This is a genomic window from Prevotella nigrescens (assembly GCF_031191185.1).
In the GTDB taxonomy this organism is placed as follows: domain Bacteria; phylum Bacteroidota; class Bacteroidia; order Bacteroidales; family Bacteroidaceae; genus Prevotella; species Prevotella nigrescens.
Genome location: NZ_CP133465.1, coordinates 430,001 through 447,596, shown reverse-complemented (window position 1 = coordinate 447,596; position 17,596 = coordinate 430,001). Strand labels below are relative to the sequence as shown.

Below are 17,596 nucleotides of genomic sequence, written 5' to 3'. Positions count from 1 at the left end.
AGTTCATTCAGCTTATATTAAAATCCCACAAAGCATAAGCCTTGTGGGATTTTTAAATAGTAAATATTATGGTTAGATGCTTAAAAAATAGTTGTGAACCAACGATTTTATTATTTTATTATTATATTTGCAAGTCAAATAGAAATATTATTCCGATTGATAGACAATGAAATACTTATCTCCATATTCAATTACAATGCGCCAAAAGTTGTTTAAAAACCTTGGCAGTGTCTTTATGCTTTTGTGTATGTTCGTTGCTGCAACCTTGGTTTCCTGCAGCAAAGAGGGCGAAGACCCTGACGACACGCCCTCCACGAAAGAAAAAACAATCTTTGTTTATATGCCTTGGACGGGTTCAGGACAGAGCTTGTATGACTTCTTCGTGAACAATATCAAGGATATGAAGAAAGGAATCGTTGAGCAAGGAGGCTTGAACAATACCAATTTGCTTGTCTTAATAGCCAACTCCATAGATAAAAGCCATCTTATCAATGTTACTTATCGCAACGGAAAGTGTTATAACGACACGCTCAAAACCTACGACGACGGTGCCATGAATACCTCCGACAAGATGACCGACTTGTTAAATAAGGTGGCAGAGGTTGCTCCTGCACGCATTTATTCTATGATGATTGGCTCGCACGGCGTAGGCTGGATATATGCCGAAAAAGTCTCTGAGTCTGCGCAACGTCGCATTGCAGCTGACCGAGACAGAAACAAGGCGATGGGATTGCCCATTACTCGACAGAGCCGTTACTTCGGTGGCGGAGCTGTTCAGATGAATATCGACGATTTGGCAGAAGGAATACGACGTTCCAAAGTAAACCATTTGCAGTTCCTCCTCTTCGACGATTGCTATATGGCAAATATCGAAACAGCTTACGAATTGAGCCGTGTTACCGACTATCTTATAGGTTGTCCGACTGAGATAATGGGGCACGGAATGCCTTATCGCGAAATGTGGAAATATCTTGCACCCATACACCCCGATTACGGAAAAGCAGTGGACAGATTCTACGATTTCTATTCTAATTATTCTATTGGCAGTATAGACTACCACTATGGAACAATCTCTGTTACTGATTGTCGGAATATAGATGCCATGATGCAAGTGCTTGATGATATTCATGCGCACTACAGAATAGGCACAAGTGTTGGTTCAAACTTGCAAGTACTCGATGGATATCGTCCTGCAGCATTCTTCGATTTCTCCGATTATATTCATAAACTTTGTGCTGGCGATGCTACACTTGTCGGAAGATTTGACAGGGCTTTGTCGCAACTTGTTCCATTCGAACGCCACACAGCCAATTATTTTTCATCTTTAACCAATGCCGGAGAACACAGTATAAGTACTTGTTGTGGATTAACTATTTCAGCACCATCTACAAATATAATGGTAACAAATAGTAAACCGCGGAGTCATTTCTATGCACTTTTCAGATAGTAAATGCAATAACTGGTGTTTTGAAGAGAAGAATACTGAAGAATATGGCAAACGAAAATAAACATACAGAACGGATTGGCTTGTTTGTGGGAAGTTTCGACCCTTTTACCATTGGGCACGATTCAATTGTGCGCCGAACATTGCCTTTGTTCGACAAAATAGTGATTGGCATAGGGGTAAACGAACGTAAGCAATATATGCAAACCACCGAACAGCGTATGTCCGCAATACAACAACTTTATGCAGATATACCACAGATAAAGGTAAAAAGCTATTCGGATCTTACTATAGATTTCGCAAAGCGCGAGCAAGCCACCTTCTTTATAAAGGGCGTGCGAAGCATAAAAGACTTTGAATACGAACGCGAACAGGCAGAGATAAACCGTTTTTTGAGTGGAATTGAAACACTTCTGATAGTAGCTGAACCACAATTTGCAAGCATCAGCTCAAGTCTTGTGCGCGAACTTATACACTTTGGCAGGGACGTCAGCAAATTTCTGCCACGGAAACGATAAAACAGACGCAGAATGATAACATACAACGCAGAGGGTGTAAAGCTCCCAAAGATAGGAAAACGCGATACCACACGCTGGATAAAAGCAGTGGCAGCAACCCAGAACCGTAAGGTGGGCGAAATCGGCTATATGTTTGTAAACGATGAAAAGATATTGGAAGTGAACAACGAATATCTTGGTCATGACTATTACACCGATGTCATTACTTTCGACTATTGCGAGGGCAACATTCTTAATGGCGACATAGTAATATCGCTCGATACCGTTCGCACCAATGCAGAAAAGTTCGGTAAGACCTACGAAGACGAACTTTTCCGCGTCATTATTCACGGTGTACTCCATCTTTGCGGCATCAACGATAAAGGTCCGGGTGAACGAGAAATAATGGAAGAAAATGAAAATAAAGCCTTGGCACTACGCTAAGGCTCCAGTCTATGTAATCCTTCATTGTTAAATTACTGGCTGAAACGATATGAGATAGGGCAAGAAATAGTATCTTTGCCGTGCCAGAAAGCAAGCCATGAACCCCGTGCCAGGTAAGTCCAGGTGTCTATAATTCTATCATAGATTGCCCACTTGTGTCCAACTTTCCAGCAGGCATAGCAAGAAAGAATCTAATTATATAGGAAGCATAACGAGAAAGTGTCTACTGTTTCAGCTAATATAATAAGAAAGTGTATAGTCAAATCAGGAAGAGTCAAGATGGGTTTCTTATATGTGCATGTATAATATGATAAGTTGGAAGTTATGCTGAAATGGTGGAGGAACTGATTAGTTAAGAACAATAAGAAAAGGCAGGCGATGTTGTTTTCGCTTGCCTTTTACGGTGTCGGGATGACTGGATTCGAACCAGCGACCCCTACGTCCCGAACGTAGTGCGCTACCAACTGCGCTACATCCCGCGTTAATTGCTCTGCAAAGGTATAAAAAAAAGTAGAATTGCAGAAACTTTTGTCTTAATAATTGGCAGACGGAAGAATGCTGTTGCCTGGTTTTCTTATTTAGTGAGCTGTCTGCTCATGTATCGTACTGGATACCAGACGGCAAGCCAGCCGATGATGATGACTGTGGCAAAGATGCCGACAATGTCCCAGGGGTGGACACTGATAGGGTAAGCATTTACAACAAAGTTGCCTGCCTGGTTGCCCAGTTTTACCAATCCGTAAGTTTGTTGTAGCCAGCACAGCAATAGTCCTGCAGTAATTCCAATGACTGCCCCTGCTGCCGAAATCATACGTCCTTCGAACAGGAAGACCCGATTTATCTGTTTGTCGGAAGCTCCGAGGCTGCGCAGCGTTTGTACATCGTTCTTCTTGTCTATCATTAGCATAGAGAGCGAACCAATAATGTTGAAGCATGCCACCAAGAGAATAAAGGTAAGAAATGCGTAGGCGAAGAGTTTTTCGATATGCATAATGTTGAATGTGTCGGCTTGTTGTTCATATCGGTCTTTTACAACAAGCTTGTTGCCTACAATATGTTCTATCTCACTCTTTACCTTATCAATATCCTCACCAGCCTTGAGACGTAGTTCAAGCGATGTAATTTCACCCTGTCTGTTGAACAATCGACGTGCGAAAGGTAGCGATGTAATAATGTAGTTGTTGTCGTATTTGCCTTGTTTGACTTGGAAGACTGTTTTTGGCGACAGCAAGGAGTCTGCCACGAAGGCGTTCGTGGGATTCGAAGTATCGTATTGTCCTTTGCGTTGTGGTGCATATATGTGCAGATAGTTGTTCCATTCAATGCCTGTGTTTAGTTGCTGTGCTACACCCACGCCAAGAATTCCATAGTCTAAATTGGCAGTATTCAGCTTGAAAGTTCCATCGCCCATTAAGATATGACTGATGTTGGTAAGCGAGTCGAAGTTTTCGGACACCCCTTTCACCATCACCATCATTTGTTTGCCTTGATAGATTGCCAGGGCTTGGTCGGTAACGCATTCGGTGGCGACTTCTATGCTGGGCAATGCTTTTATCTTGTGCAAGAGAGGGTCGTCTGCTGCTATGGTCTTTCCCTTTGCAGCTTCTATCTTCAATTGCGGATCGAAGTTAGTGAAGAACGATGCTACAAGGTCGGAAAAGCCATTGAAGCCACTTAGCACTACCACTAACGCCATGGTAGCAACAGCCACGCCAATGACAGATATCAGACTGATAACGTTGATGGCGTGGGTGCTTTTCTTAGAAAAAAGATAGCGCCGGGCAATGTAAAAAGGAAAGCCCATTACTTTTTCAGCAGTTCGTCGATATGTTCAATATAGTCTAACGAGTCGTCCAAGAAGAAACGTAGTTCAGGAATAATACGCAATTGGCTGCGCACGCGTTGCCCCAAGTCATAGCGTATGGTTTTCTCGTTCTTGTTTATGTTCTTTAAAAGTTCTTCAGCCTTGTCAGATGGGAATATGCTCAGATAGGCCGTGCATATGCTCAAGTCCGGACTAATCTTTGTTTGTGTAACGCTTATCAATATGCCGTGCGTTGCACGTGTCTGACTTTGGAATATGCTCGCAAGCTCTTTCTGTAGAAGGCGTGCAATGCGGTTTTGTCTTGTTTCTTGCATTTTCTGTCTTAATTTTATTGCAAATGTACTGCAATTCTCTCAGATATCAAAATAAGGTTTTCAAAATTAGTATTGCTGAACAGTTGCCTATGAAGGGACATTATCTAAAAGAGTGTTAAATATAGGAGGGGAGTAGGGGTTTTGTACATTTCCGTGTTTTATAAGTGAAGTTCAGCGGGAACTTCTAAGAAGTTATGAACTTTTTAAATACGATATATGCTTTTTTCTACAGATTAAGTTAATGTAACTATGTGATGAACAAGTTGGTGCTCTTCGTTGTTTGAAACGCGGGGCTCAACGAACAAAACTTTTTCGACACACTTATAAGTCTGGATTGGGCTGAAAAGTTCTGATTTCGGATTGATAAGTCTGAAGAAAACAAGAACCTACTTAAATATAATCTACAAACGGAGAGGGGGCATCTGTACAGATGCCCCCTCAATGTATTTGGCAAGTGCTGGTTATGGTAAAAAAAAGATGCTATTTGGGCTTATAACTGAAAGAAAAATGCTACATTTGCTGGAGAAATAACTGAACAGCTATGCAGAAATATGCCGATTATATTAAAGAGATTGAGATTGACTCGCTGTGGGCGGGGCAGAAGCACATACGCTGGGAGCTCGACAAGCACGTAAATATATTGAGTGGCATCAACGGCGTGGGCAAGAGCACGATATTGAACAAGGTGATAAAAGGACTCTCGCAGGGTGGCGAATTTCCGAGCCACATGCTGAAAGGCGTGCACATAAAGGTTTCGCCAGACGATGCAAACTGGATCAGGTACGATATTATACGTTCGTTCGACCGCCCGCTTCTGAATGTGGAGAGTATAAGCAAGGTGGACTTGAAACTTGCGACCGAACTTGACTGGCAATTGTTCCAGCTGCAACGAAAGTATCTCGACTATCAGGTAAACGTTGGCAACCGTATAATTGAAACGCTGCAAAGCGGGGAGCCCGACGCTGCAACCAAGGCGCAGGAATATTCGGCACCGAAGCGATTGTTCCAGGACATAATAGACGAACTGTTTGCCGAGACGGGCAAGAGGATTGTGCGTTCGGAGAACGAGATACGCTTTTCGCAGATTGGAGAAACCTTGTTCCCCTACCAGCTGTCGAGCGGGGAAAAGCAGATGCTGGCCATATTGCTCACCGTCCTGGTGCAGGACGGGAAGCCATACGCCTTGTTCATGGACGAACCCGAGGTGAGCCTGCACATTGAATGGCAGAAGAGGCTGATTGGATTGATATTGAGCCTGAACCCGAATGTGCAGATAATACTTACCACGCACAGTCCGGCGGTCGTCATGGACGGATGGCTGGACAAGGTTACCGAGGTTGACGAGATTACCGTAGGATAAGCAAAGGGAACACCTGATGGGAAAACAGCTTAAGGACAATCTGTCGTCCGACTACTTTGAGGCAGCCAACCGCCTGCAGGGACGCAGGGCGAGAAAGAGGATCGTGGCGTATGTGGAGGCTTACGACGACATATTCTTCTGGCGCACGGCACTGAGCGAGTTCGAGAACGCACACCGTTACTTCGAAGTGATGCTGCCGTCGCGCCACACGCTGACGAAGGGGAAGCGCTCGGTGCTGATGAACCTGATATCGGGCAATGCCGGCGAGAGCATGATTGCCTGCGTGGACGCCGACTACGACTACCTCCTTCAGGGTTCCACGTCGATGTCGCGCACCATAAACCACAATCCCTACGTGTTCCACACCTATGCCTATGCCATAGAGAACCTGCAGTGCTGTGCCGAGAGCCTGCACAACGTGTGTGTCGCCGTAACGCTGAACGACAAGCCGATATTCGACTTCAGGGAGTACCTGCGCCTCTACAGCGAGGCCATCTTCCCTTTGTTCGTGTGGAGCGTATGGTTCTACAGGAAAGGAATTTACGGAAAGTTCACCATCACCGATTTCAACCATGCCATAGAAATGGGCAACTTCACTTTCCATACGGCTTATGCGAACATAGAGAAGCTGCGCCGCAAGGTGGCAAGGAAGACAGGGCAGTTCCAGCGCGAATACCCCGACGCCAAGGACACCTACCTGGCTCTGAAAAAGGACATAAGGCGACTGGGGGTAACGGCGCAAACCACCTATTTGTACATACAGGGGCACCACTTGTTCGACAACGTGGTGGTGCCCGCCCTGAAAAGAGTGTGCGACAAGCTTATACGCGACCATGAGCGGGAGATTTATCGCAATGCGCGACACATTGTGCAACAAAGAAACGAACTTTCAAACTACAATCACAGCATAGAAGAAATTGTACCCATGCTGCGGCGCAACGTGGGCTATGCCAACAGTGAACCTTATTTGCGTCTGAAAGCCGACCTGAAAGGCTTCTTGGACGGGAATGGCGAGGACTGAAACAGCTATTCCCTTCGCACCATCATACCTTGCACCGTCCTTAGATGTCCGGAAAACCACTCCGCCATGTCCTGCCGTACGTGGCGGAACGTCAATGATACCATGCAGCCTTGACAACAGCTCCTATGACAACTTGATTGTCGGTATATGGCACCGGCAACTGTCGGTATTCCGCACCGGCGACGAATACCCTTGTAAGGGTATCAGTCAATACCCTTACAAGGGTGTCTGTCGATACCCTTGCAAGGGTATTGGTTGCAGGTACTATATACCTACAATCGCAGGTACTAAACACCGACGACGGCAGATGCCGAATACTAACGTAAGCAGATGCTGAATACCAATGACGACAGATACCAGACATCGGCGATGGCAGATACCGAATACACTTGATGACAGGAATGCAGGAGAGTGCGGGAAAAGAAGAGAGGGCAATCAGGACGCAGTGTTCCTGATTTGCCCTCTTGTATTTTATGCAGTCTGTGGCGTGGGTTCGGCGTGCGTGGAACGAGCTTTCCATGCATGGGCTGCAAAGCCTAATTCTCTTTCCAGAAAGAAGGGGTGAAAAGCACCAGGACGGAGAAGAGTTCGAGACGCCCGACAAGCATGAGGAACGAGCTGATCCATTTGGCAAAGTCGGGCAGTTCGTTCCACGACATTGTCGGACCAATCTCCAAGCCCAGTGTCGGCCCGACGTTGCCAAGGCTGCTTAGCGTTATCGTCATCGAGTTGGTGGAATCGATGCCCGCGGCAATCATCGTGAAGGCGCAGATAACGGCAAGGAACAAGTACAGCCCTATGAAAGCCAGCAGCGTTACACGCTTGGACATCTGCACGTTGTAGCCGTCTATCTTCATCGGCAGGACGGCATTGGGGTGGAGTATCTGGCGAAACTCGTTCTTGACAATCTTCACCAGCATTACGCCACGTATGCTCTTGATGCCCCCGCTGGTTGAACCCGACGAGCCGCCGAAGAACATGCAGGCTGCCAGCACCACCCACGTAACGTGAGGCCACTTGGCAGCATCGTCGCTGTAAAGCCCCGTCGTCGTGATGAAAGAAACAACCTGGAAGACGGAGCTGCGGAAGGCGTGCTCCACCTCGTAGTTGCGCTGGAAAATAAGTTCCAGCATGATGAAGAGGGTGAAGGCCGCAATCATCATCGTGTAGAACTTGAACTCGCTGTTCCTGAACAGTTGCCTGAACCTGAAGCCTGCCACAGAGGTGTAGAGCAAGGTGAAGTTCACGCCCGAAAGGAAGCAGAAGATGGTGCACACATACTCGCCCGCAGGAGAATGGAAAGTTGCGATTGAGCCGCTCTCCGTTGCAAAGCCGCCCGTAGCCGTACTGGTCATGGCATAGTTGAAAGAGTCGAACCAGGTCATGCCGCACAGCTTATAGCTTACCACACATGCAGTCGTGAGGACGAGATAGACCATCCATATCCACTTGGCTCCCGTGCTGAGGCGGGGGTGCAGCTTGCTCTTGATCGGCCCGGTAGACTCTGCTGCAAACACCTTGAGCGAACCGCCGACGAGCGAAGGCAGAATGGCAATGGTAAAGAAGACTATGCCCAAGCCACCTATCCACTGTGTCAGCGAGCGCCAGAAGAGCAGCCCCTTTGGAAAACGTTCGGGATAGTCCACGATGGTGGCACCGGTGGTGGTAAAGCCCGACATCGTCTCGAAAAAGGCATTGGTGAAGTCCGGGATATAGCCGCTGATAAGGAAAGGCAGGGTGCCGAAGAGCGAGAATATGACCCATGCTACTGCCACCACGAAGTAGGCGTCCCTCCGCCCGATGGTGTTGTCGGCATGCCTGCCCATGAGGCGGAAGCACGTTCCCGCGGCTATGGTGATGAGTATTGCCCAGATGAACGCCGTTACATCGTTGCCCTGATACAGCAATGACACTGTCAGGCAAAGCGACATCAGCAGCGCCTCTATTCCCAGAAGCGCCCCTAAAATCTTTGAAATGGTCTTTAGATTGAGCATTGCTAACCTCTCCTTCCGTCTTTAGTTGAACAGTTGTTCCACCTTCTTCATGTTGGTGTTGTAGCAGAACACGACTACTATGTCGCCCGCTTCAATCTGCGTATTGCCCGAAACGAGCATGCCCTCGCCGTGCCGTACCAGTCCGCCGATGGTCATTCCGCTTGGCAGGTTCATGTCCTTGATGGGCTTCTGCGTTATCTTCGAGCCTTGCACGGGAATGAATTCGGCAACGTCGGCATCGACGGACATAAGGAAGCGCACGTTGTCTACATTGGCGTCGAGCAGCATCTGGTAGATATAACTTGCGGCAATCGCCTTCTTGTTGATGATGGTGCCGATGTCCAGGTTGGCTGCCATGTCTACATAGTCGAAGTTCTCTACCGCCGCAATGGTCTTCTTGACACCCAGGCTCTTTGCAGCCAGGCATGCAAGTATGTTCGTCTCGGCATTCGGCGTAAGTGCAACGAAGGCTTGCGTGTGGCGGATACCCTCTTCTACGAGCAGGTCGGTGTCGCGCCCGTCGCCATTGATGACAAGCTGCGACTCGTCGAACATTTCGTTCAGGTATTCGCAACGGTCGATGCTTCTTTCTATAACCTTCACGTCCATGTATTCGGGCATTATCTTTACCGAACGGACAGCCGTGCGCCCACCGCCCATAATCATTACGTTCTTCACGTCTACATAGTGCTCCTTGCCGGTGAGCTTGCGTATGTAGGGTATGTATTCCTTGGTCGTCATGAAGTAGGCGAGGTCTTCCTGCTGCAGTGTCTCGTTACCACCGGGAATGATGGTTTCGTTCTTGCGCTTGATGGCCACAACATGGTAAGGGTCGTCCGGCCCGCTTATGTCCCTGAGTGGCTGGTCTAATATCTCGCAAGTCTTGCGGAGCTTTATGCCCAGCATGACCAACGCCCCGTCTTGGACGTCCCATCGCTGGCGGACCCACGACATCTTCAGTCCGTTTATAATGTCTTTTGCCGCCAAGAGTTCGGGGTAGATGAGGCTGTCGATGCCCAACTGCTTGAAAAGCTCTTGGTTCTTAGGCTCCATGTATTCGGGGTTGTCAATCTTAGCCACAGTCTTTTTTGCTCCGAGATTGTGTGCCATGGTGCAGGCTGTTATGTTGATGGTCTCTTTGGGGTCTACCGCAATAAAGAGGTCAGCATGCTTTACACCTGCTTCCTGCAGCACTTTTATGCTTGTCGGCTTCCCTTGCAACGTAAGAAGGTCGTAGTTCTGACCAATCTTGTTCAAGTTCTCTTCTTGCTCGTCAATAAGTATGATGTCGTACTTGTTGCGAGAAAGAAACTGTGCCAGATAAGTTCCAATGGCGTATGCTCCTGCTATAATTATCTTCATACCTTTGTTCTGTGTGTGTTGCTTACAATCTTTTTTCTATTTCCCGCTTTATGCTGTCCTTGTCAATTCCGCACAATTGGCGGAGTTGCTGCACTGTTCCCTGCTCGATAAATTCGTCGGGAAGGGCTAACCTTTGCACGTGTATGTTGTGGTTGTGCTCGTTCAGCCATTCCATGACGGCTGTTCCAAGTCCACCGTTCTTCGCCCCGTCTTCCACAGTGATGACTTCCGAGAAGTTCTGTCCAACCTCTTCGAGTATGTTTTCGTCTATTGGCTTCAGGAAACGCATATCGTAGTGGGCAATGCGACCTGTGCACTTGTTTTCTTGTTCCAGCTCTTCGATGGCTTTCAGCGCATCGTTTCCCACAGGGCCAATGGTAAGGACGGCTATGCTTTTCGCGGCTTTCTCCTGGTCGGTGCCGAAAGTCTTGTCGTAAAGTTTACGTCCTGTGCCCACCTTTACTTCCTCTAATGGGCATTGCCAATCCATCAATGCACCGCTGCCACGAGGGTATCTTATCACGAAGAAGCCCTTTTCGGGCAGTTGGGCAGTAAACATAAGCCGGCGCAATTCGCGTTCGTCCATTGGCGAAGCAATGGTAACGTTCGGGATAGGACGCAAGAAAGCCATGTCGAAAGCACCGTGGTGGGTTGCACCGTCTTCGCCAACGAGTCCTGCGCGGTCTAAGCAGAGCACAACGGGGAGGTTCAAGATGGCGGCATCGTGAATGATATTGTCGTAAGCGCGCTGTGCGAAAGAACTGTAAATGTTGCAGAATGGTTGCAAGCCGTCCTTTGCCATGCCTGCCGAGAAAGTCATGGCGTGCCCCTCGGCTATGCCAACGTCGAAGGTGCGGTCGGGCATTTCCTTCATCATAATGTTCATCGAGCACCCCGTCGGCATGGCAGGCGTAACGCCAACAATGCGTGGATTGCTTCTTGCAAGCTCTAAAAGGGTATGCCCAAACACATCTTGGAACTTTGGTGGCTTATTGCTGTTGTCCTGCACAAGACGCTGTCCTGTTTCGGGGTCGAACTTTCCAGGTGCGTGCCACACTGTTGCGCTCTTCTCGGCAGGTTTGTATCCCTTGCCTTTCGTGGTGTGCAGGTGCAGCAGTTTCGGTCCTTTCATATTTTTAAGTTGGTTCAACACCCTTACCACTTCCTTGACATCGTGCCCGTCGAATGGGCCGAAGTAGCGTATATCCATACCCTCGAAGAGGTTCTGCTGTTGGGCAAGAGCCGACTTGATGGCATTGTTCAGGCGAATAATGCCCTTGCGTCGCTTGTCGTTCAGTATGCCTTTGGCATGCAACCATTGCGACGCCTTGAAACGAAGCCTGTTGTAAGTTTCGTTGGTATCGAGGTTGAGCAGGTATTGTTGCATACCGCCAACGGCTCTGTCTATCGACATATCGTTGTCGTTCAAGATGATGAGCAAGTCGTTGGGCTGGCTCGAAGCATTGTTCAAACCCTCAAAAGCCAAGCCACCGCTCATTGCACCGTCGCCGATAATGGCTACTACGTGGCGTTCGGGGTGGTTTGTCATCTTGGCAGCTACTGCCATTCCTAATGCTGCCGAAATGGAATTGGAAGCATGCCCACAAGTAAACGTGTCGTATTCGCTTTCTTTTGGAGAGGGGAAAGGCATAAGTCCATCTTTCTTTCTGTTTTCGCAGAAGCATTCGCGACGATGCGTTAAAATCTTGTGTCCGTATGCCTGATGTCCCACGTCCCACACTACTCTGTCTTCAGGCGTATTGAAAACGTAATGACAGGCTACGGTAATTTCGATTGCGCCAAGGCTCGATGCGAGGTGTCCTGGATTAACAGCTACTTCTTGAATTATGTCTTTACGAAGTTCGTCGCATAAGGTTGGTAGCTCGTCAATGCTCAATTTTCTTAAATCGGCAGGCGAATCAATTTTGCTTAAAAGTTTGAAAGTATTCTCGTTCGACATTATTATAATGTAATAATGAGTGCAAAGTTACTTTAAATAGATTGAACAACAAAATAAATATAGGCGAATTTAGGAAACTGGCTTGTTGTGAATGGACGTAAAAGTTAGTTAGTAGAAGAGGGAGGAGACGGACGTTGTGGTTCTGTCTCCCCCCTAACGGAATATCAATAGAATTCTGTAAATAATAAATATTGTTTGGTATCCTGTTAATACAGAATACCAACAGTGCTTCTATGTTTACGCTTTACTTATCTGTGTTCTAATCTGAAGAGTAATGCAGTGTTGTTTGCTCTACTGGTTGCGAGATGGTCGTCAAGATACATATTGGCTGATTGGACGATTTGCATTGTAAGTTTATTCTTTCCAGTAACTTGAGCAAAAGAATTCCTATTGTTCAAGAAGAAGCTTGTCTTAAACAACTGTGCCTTGCCCTTATAGTTTATGTTGAGTGAAAGCGGGGTAGGGTTTACCAAGAACGTTACTGGATCTTTCTTAACGAAACCTATATAACATTTCAAATTGGTTGTTCCTAAACTCTCAATAGAGTTCTTTAAGTCTTTATTCTCTAATTGACCCGTGAGTACTTTCATTGGAAGATTATTGATAATAAGCGTTGAGTCGGTATTAATGGTTGCAGAAACTGGTAAACTGTCCCTTTCGAGAGATGTTGCACTTTCGTTAAGCCTGTTGAAAAAGACTTTTCCCGTATAGTTTCCTTTTACGCTTTCGTATGCGACTTTGACTTCGGCTGGTGTAAGTCCCTTATTATCTTTATTATTGTCAAGATTGCACGATGTAATGCCAAGTAATGCAATGCTGCTGAATGTCACCAGCATCATTTTGTTTAATGTTTTCTTCATTGTTGTTTTCTTTTTATTTAGTTATTTTCTAATCGAAAAATACACGATGAGAATAATCTATTGACGTAAACAAATCTACAGATGCACTTCTTAAGAGTTGTGCATCTGCCTGTTCGCTTTCTTAGTAATCTTTTCCTTAGTTTCTCCTTCCTAAGAACCGAAGTAAATAAAGGAAAAGGTTGATGAAATCTAAGTACAGACTTAGCGAACCCAACAGCGCAATCTTTTGTGCTGACTCATTTGCATCAGGCGCTTGCTTTACCATTTCTTTAATTTTTTGTGCATCCCAAGCAGTCAATCCTGTAAAGATTAATACACCTATACCACTGACAATCAAGTTAAACATCGAACTGTGCAAGAAGACGTTTACTATAACTGCAATAATTAAACCTATAAGCGCCATAAATAAGATACCGCCTATCTGGGTTAGATCTTTCTTTGTTGTGCTACCCACAATAGCCATTGCAGCGAATGTCCCTGCTGTAACAAAGAAAGTCTGGGCGATGGAAGTCAGAGTGTAAATTAAGAAAATTGCACCCAATGTAACTCCGTTTAGAATAGCAAAAATGATAAACCACATTGTGGCAGTCGTTAACGATAGCTTCTCTATACGTGAAGAAAGGTAGACAACAATACCAAGTTCGGCTAAACTACAAATCAATATTGGTCCCATACCGCTATAAAGCATAGTCAACATCGCCTCAGAGTTACTAACTCCGTATGCCACAGCACCTGTAATAGTAAGTGCCATCGCCATCCATGTGTAGACTTTGCGCATAAGCAAAGACCATGTATGCGATGCTTCTAATTCGTTGAAGCGCTCGTTATTTGCGCTCGAAAAATTGTCAAACTCCATAATTCCTCTTTTTATATTTGTAATTGTTTCTTTTTATTCTTGAACAAGAGATGTGCCAACTTCTCTGAAAGTGGTGCATGTCAATAATTTTTGTGCAAATGTACTTTAAAGCTTCGATAAATGCAAATAAGTAATCTTTTTTTATATTTCTTTTGGTTTTCTGTTTATTATCTCATAATAAAAAGGTGGAAAAACAGATATATAAAACTACTATTTTAGATATCTGAAACTCTCGTGACAGATATCTAAAACTTTTGTTCCATATTGGCTTTTACTCATAATTTTTACACATTTATTTATTTGTTACAATAGTCCGTTAAATTTTCGCAGTTTATGAAGCTTTCACCCAAAAGCCAACATAAATTGTGGCAGAAAGATAACATGACAGGTCTCTGAAAAAGAGTAGATTAAATAATAATATATAACATAATAAAATCGGATATCTGGTTGATTTTCAGTAACTTTATGGATTGAGAAAGAAACATAAAGTTTATGCTGATAACCAACTTGATTAGCCGATATATGAGGCTCTGCAAAGCAGCATTTAGTGCTGAAGATGGAGCAAAGTTAAACGAAAGTATTCAAACAAACGCCATGGAAATGCTTTTTCTTTTGATGGTCATCCCAAGGAGATGCAATTTCACGCAGATGGGACGCTATGGAAAGCGTGTCGAGCAATGCTATCGGCAGACGGCAGAGCGCAGCGTGAACTGGCTTGAGATGAACATGTGGCTGAGTGCTTTCACCTTCAGGGAGGGTAAGGGTCGCAATGCCATCGTTATTGATCCAAGCTTCATCAAGAAGGCTGGGAAGCATACCCCATACGTGGGTGCGTTCTGGTCGGGCTGTGCAGGTGCGGTAAAGCACGGTCTTGAGATCCTCGGCATCGGGGTGATAGACGTGGACCTGCATGAGTGTATGATGCTCAAGGCTGTGCAGACCACATTGGAAAAAGGCGGGGAGAAAAAAGAGATGAGCCTGTATGACTGGTATGCCAAGGTGTTGGAGGACGACAAGGTAAGACTGCAGCGTATCTGCAAGGTTCTTGTCGCCGACTCAGCCTTCTCCAAAAGGCCTTTCATCGACAAGGTAATGAAGATGGGATTCCATGTTGTGAGCCGCTTGCGTCACGACGCAGCCTTGTTCTACACATGGGACGGGGAACCCACGGGAAAGCCCGGCCGTCCCCGTGTCAAAGGTGACAAGATTGACGTGAGGAACATCGATATGTCTAAAGTCGAAATGCTTGAGCTGGAGGAGACCTCCGGCAAGGCTTATGCGCTCAAGGCATGGTGCAAGTCCTTGCACAGGGTCGTTTCGCTTGTCATCCACGAGTTGCCCAACGGTGCCCGCCGTCTGTACTTCGCTACGGATGAGAACATGAGCGGACGCGACGTGGTGGAATATTACACCACACGGTTCCAAGAGGAGTTCTGCTTTCGCGACGCAAAGCAGTTCCTCGGCCTTACAGATTGTCAGGCACGCGACAAGAGAAAACTTGACTTTGCCTTCAACTCTTCATTCACGGCACTCAATGTGGCCAAAATCATGTGCAAGGAACTTGGCACGTCCATCGGTCGCCTTAAAGCGAAGATGATCAATGCCTATTACGCACAACGAATTATTGACGTGTTCGAGAAAAACCCGAACACGACATTAAATAAAGAAAGTATTAATGAGACATTTAGTTTCGATGCTGACGCAGCATAAAAATTGACGGAGTATTGTTGTTATAAATGTGTCTATTTATATCAGTACAGGTCACTCTGTATATTATATACAATAATGTATGTCCTTGTTGTCTTATGCCGCCAGGATTAGTATAAGTGTACATTTTGCAAAAAAATCATTTTTTTCTGCGAAAAGTTTGGTTGTTATTATTTTTTGTCCTACCTTTGCACTCGCTTTTACGGCCGGCGCGTTTGTCGTGCCGTCGTTGGGCATCGTTCTTTGATAGGATTTACATGGACAGAGAAGTAGTACGAGAAGCGTCTGCCGCTCCTTTCGGGACGGCAGATGGGTAAAAGAAACGACCTTGTCATTTTTTAGGTGCATGAACTTTATGCCAATTGATAATTGGTCCCGGGCAGATTACGGGACGGGCATTCCGATGGCCTTCGTGCCATTCGTGTTCCCGTTCCATGAGAGATATTTTACAATGGAGAGTTTGATCCTGGCTCAGGATGAACGCTGGCTACAGGCTTAACACATGCAAGTCGTGGGGAAACGGCATTATGTGCTTGCACATTCTGGACGTCGACCGGCGCACGGGTGAGTATCGCGTATCCAACCTGCCCCTTACTTGGGGATACCCCGTTGAAAGACGGCCTAATACCCGATGTGTTTCATTGACGGCATCCGATATGAAACAAAGGTTTTTCCGGTAAGGGATGGGGATGCGTCTGATTAGCTAGTTGGCGGGGCAACGGCCCACCAAGGCGACGATCAGTAGGGGTTCTGAGAGGAAGGTCCCCCACATTGGAACTGAGACACGGTCCAAACTCCTACGGGAGGCAGCAGTGAGGAATATTGGTCAATGGACGCAAGTCTGAACCAGCCAAGTAGCGTGCAGGATGACGGCCCTATGGGTTGTAAACTGCTTTTATGTGGGAATAAAGTGGCGCACGTGTGCGCCATTGCATGTACCTCATGAATAAGGACCGGCTAATTCCGTGCCAGCAGCCGCGGTAATACGGAAGGTCCGGGCGTTATCCGGATTTATTGGGTTTAAAGGGAGTGTAGGCGGTCTGTTAAGCGTGTTGTGAAATTTAGGTGCTCAACATTTAACTTGCAGCGCGAACTGTCAGACTTGAGTACACGCAGCGCAGGCGGAATTCATGGTGTAGCGGTGAAATGCTTAGATATCATGAGGAACTCCGATCGCGAAGGCAGCCTGCGGGAGTGTTACTGACGCTTAAGCTCGAAGGTGCGGGTATCGAACAGGATTAGATACCCTGGTAGTCCGCACAGTAAACGATGGATGCCCGCCGTTGGCGCCCTGCGCCTGCGGCCAAGCGAAAGCATTAAGCATCCCACCTGGGGAGTACGCCGGCAACGGTGAAACTCAAAGGAATTGACGGGGGCCCGCACAAGCGGAGGAACATGTGGTTTAATTCGATGATACGCGAGGAACCTTACCCGGGCTTGAATTGCAGTCGCAGCCCACAGAGACGTGGGCTTCCCTTCGGGGCGTCTGTGAAGGTGCTGCATGGTTGTCGTCAGCTCGTGCCGTGAGGTGTCGGCTTAAGTGCCATAACGAGCGCAACCCCCTTTCCCAGTTGCCATCGGGTTATGCCGGGCACTCTGGGGACACTGCCACCGCAAGGTGCGAGGAAGGTGGGGATGACGTCAAATCAGCACGGCCCTTACGTCCGGGGCTACACACGTGTTACAATGGCCGGTACAGAGGGACGGTGCAATGCAAGTTGCATCCAATCTTGAAATCCGGTCCCAGTTCGGACTGGGGTCTGCAACCCGACCCCACGAAGCTGGATTCGCTAGTAATCGCGCATCAGCCATGGCGCGGTGAATACGTTCCCGGGCCTTGTACACACCGCCCGTCAAGCCATGAAAGCCGGGGGTGCCTGAAGTTCGTGACCGCGAGGAGCGACCTAGGGCAAGACCGGTGATTGGGGCTAAGTCGTAACAAGGTAGCCGTA

Annotated in this window: 16 protein-coding genes, 1 tRNA gene and 1 rRNA gene (1 of these 18 only partly in view); 9 read left to right on the top strand and 9 right to left on the bottom strand. The window is 46.9% G+C overall.

Features of this window, described 5'->3' with window-relative positions:
- Positions 1–166: 166 nt before the first annotated feature.
- The 3 genes from RDV52_RS03975 to ybeY are packed head-to-tail and all read left to right on the top strand — an operon-like array spanning position 167 to position 2,385.
- A complete protein-coding gene (locus RDV52_RS03975; protein WP_115098578.1) occupies positions 167–1,447 on the top strand; it encodes a clostripain-related cysteine peptidase in 1,281 nt (426 codons plus the stop codon).
- Between the two features lie 44 nt (positions 1,448–1,491).
- A complete protein-coding gene (gene coaD, locus RDV52_RS03970) occupies positions 1,492–1,962 on the top strand; it encodes a pantetheine-phosphate adenylyltransferase (RefSeq protein ID WP_004366969.1) in 471 nt (156 codons plus the stop codon).
- Positions 1,963–1,974: 12 nt separating this feature from the next.
- Complete coding sequence (gene ybeY, locus RDV52_RS03965) at positions 1,975–2,385, top strand: rRNA maturation RNase YbeY (protein WP_004366970.1); 411 nt, start codon at positions 1,975–1,977, stop codon at positions 2,383–2,385.
- A 406-nt stretch (positions 2,386–2,791) separates the two neighbouring features.
- Here ybeY and RDV52_RS03960 read toward each other — a convergent pair.
- The 3 genes from RDV52_RS03960 to rbfA form a co-directional block, all read right to left on the bottom strand.
- Positions 2,792–2,864: transfer RNA gene (locus RDV52_RS03960), tRNA-Pro, on the bottom strand.
- Between the two features lie 95 nt (positions 2,865–2,959).
- Positions 2,960–4,189, bottom strand: a complete 1,230-nt coding sequence (locus RDV52_RS03955) for an FtsX-like permease family protein (RefSeq protein WP_004366971.1) — start codon at positions 4,187–4,189, stop codon at positions 2,960–2,962.
- Positions 4,189–4,524, bottom strand: a complete 336-nt coding sequence (rbfA, locus tag RDV52_RS03950) for a 30S ribosome-binding factor RbfA (protein WP_004363843.1) — start codon at positions 4,522–4,524, stop codon at positions 4,189–4,191. Before rbfA ends, RDV52_RS03955 begins: the two co-directional genes overlap by 1 nt.
- Positions 4,525–5,065: 541 nt before the next feature.
- Here rbfA and RDV52_RS03945 point away from each other — a divergent pair.
- From RDV52_RS03945 to RDV52_RS03930, 4 genes are read left to right on the top strand one after another with little or no spacing between them, the layout of a single operon-like run.
- Positions 5,066–5,884 carry an AAA family ATPase gene (locus tag RDV52_RS03945; protein WP_004366972.1) on the top strand — a complete coding sequence of 273 codons (819 nt, stop codon included), beginning with the start codon at positions 5,066–5,068 and terminating at the stop codon, positions 5,882–5,884.
- 16 nt (positions 5,885–5,900) lie between these two features.
- A complete protein-coding gene (locus tag RDV52_RS03940) occupies positions 5,901–6,905 on the top strand; it encodes a DUF4435 domain-containing protein (protein ID WP_004366973.1) in 1,005 nt (334 codons plus the stop codon).
- The gene (locus tag RDV52_RS03935; RefSeq protein ID WP_147278298.1) at positions 6,892–7,242 is read left to right on the top strand and encodes a hypothetical protein; all 351 of its coding nucleotides are present in this window, start codon (positions 6,892–6,894) and stop codon (positions 7,240–7,242) included. The genes RDV52_RS03940 and RDV52_RS03935 overlap by 14 nt, the downstream gene beginning before the upstream one ends.
- 6 nt (positions 7,243–7,248) lie before the next feature.
- Entirely contained in the window at positions 7,249–7,470 is a 222-nt protein-coding gene (locus RDV52_RS03930) for a hypothetical protein (RefSeq protein ID WP_147278299.1), read from the top strand.
- On the opposite strand, the gene RDV52_RS03925 is transcribed toward RDV52_RS03930, so the two are convergent.
- The 5 genes from RDV52_RS03925 to RDV52_RS03905 form a co-directional block, all read right to left on the bottom strand.
- The gene (locus tag RDV52_RS03925) at positions 7,442–8,899 is read right to left on the bottom strand and encodes a TrkH family potassium uptake protein (protein ID WP_004366974.1); all 1,458 of its coding nucleotides are present in this window, start codon (positions 8,897–8,899) and stop codon (positions 7,442–7,444) included. The two genes, RDV52_RS03930 and RDV52_RS03925, sit on opposite strands and share 29 nt — an antisense overlap.
- A gap of 21 nt (positions 8,900–8,920) precedes the next feature.
- A complete protein-coding gene (trkA, locus tag RDV52_RS03920; RefSeq protein WP_004366975.1) occupies positions 8,921–10,261 on the bottom strand; it encodes a Trk system potassium transporter TrkA in 1,341 nt (446 codons plus the stop codon).
- A 22-nt stretch (positions 10,262–10,283) separates the two neighbouring features.
- On the bottom strand, positions 10,284–12,221 hold the full coding sequence (dxs, locus tag RDV52_RS03915) for a 1-deoxy-D-xylulose-5-phosphate synthase (protein WP_004366976.1): 1,938 nt from the start codon (positions 12,219–12,221) through the stop codon (positions 10,284–10,286).
- Positions 12,222–12,469: 248 nt separating this feature from the next.
- Positions 12,470–13,081 (bottom strand): DUF4840 domain-containing protein, encoded by a 612-nt coding sequence (locus tag RDV52_RS03910; protein ID WP_004364987.1) that lies wholly within the window; start codon positions 13,079–13,081, stop codon positions 12,470–12,472.
- Positions 13,082–13,217: 136 nt separating this feature from the next.
- The gene (locus RDV52_RS03905; protein WP_004366977.1) at positions 13,218–13,937 is read right to left on the bottom strand and encodes a Bax inhibitor-1/YccA family protein; all 720 of its coding nucleotides are present in this window, start codon (positions 13,935–13,937) and stop codon (positions 13,218–13,220) included.
- 522 nt (positions 13,938–14,459) lie between these two features.
- Here RDV52_RS03905 and RDV52_RS03900 point away from each other — a divergent pair.
- Positions 14,460–15,647, top strand: a complete 1,188-nt coding sequence (locus RDV52_RS03900) for a transposase (RefSeq protein WP_223381173.1) — start codon at positions 14,460–14,462, stop codon at positions 15,645–15,647.
- 197 nt (positions 15,648–15,844) lie between these two features.
- On the opposite strand, the gene RDV52_RS03895 is transcribed toward RDV52_RS03900, so the two are convergent.
- The gene (locus tag RDV52_RS03895) at positions 15,845–15,979 is read right to left on the bottom strand and encodes a hypothetical protein (RefSeq protein ID WP_256593306.1); all 135 of its coding nucleotides are present in this window, start codon (positions 15,977–15,979) and stop codon (positions 15,845–15,847) included.
- Positions 15,980–16,092: 113 nt separating this feature from the next.
- Between RDV52_RS03895 and RDV52_RS03890 the strand changes: the two genes are divergently transcribed.
- Positions 16,093–17,596: ribosomal RNA gene (locus RDV52_RS03890) — 16S ribosomal RNA — on the top strand (it continues 29 nt past the right edge of the window).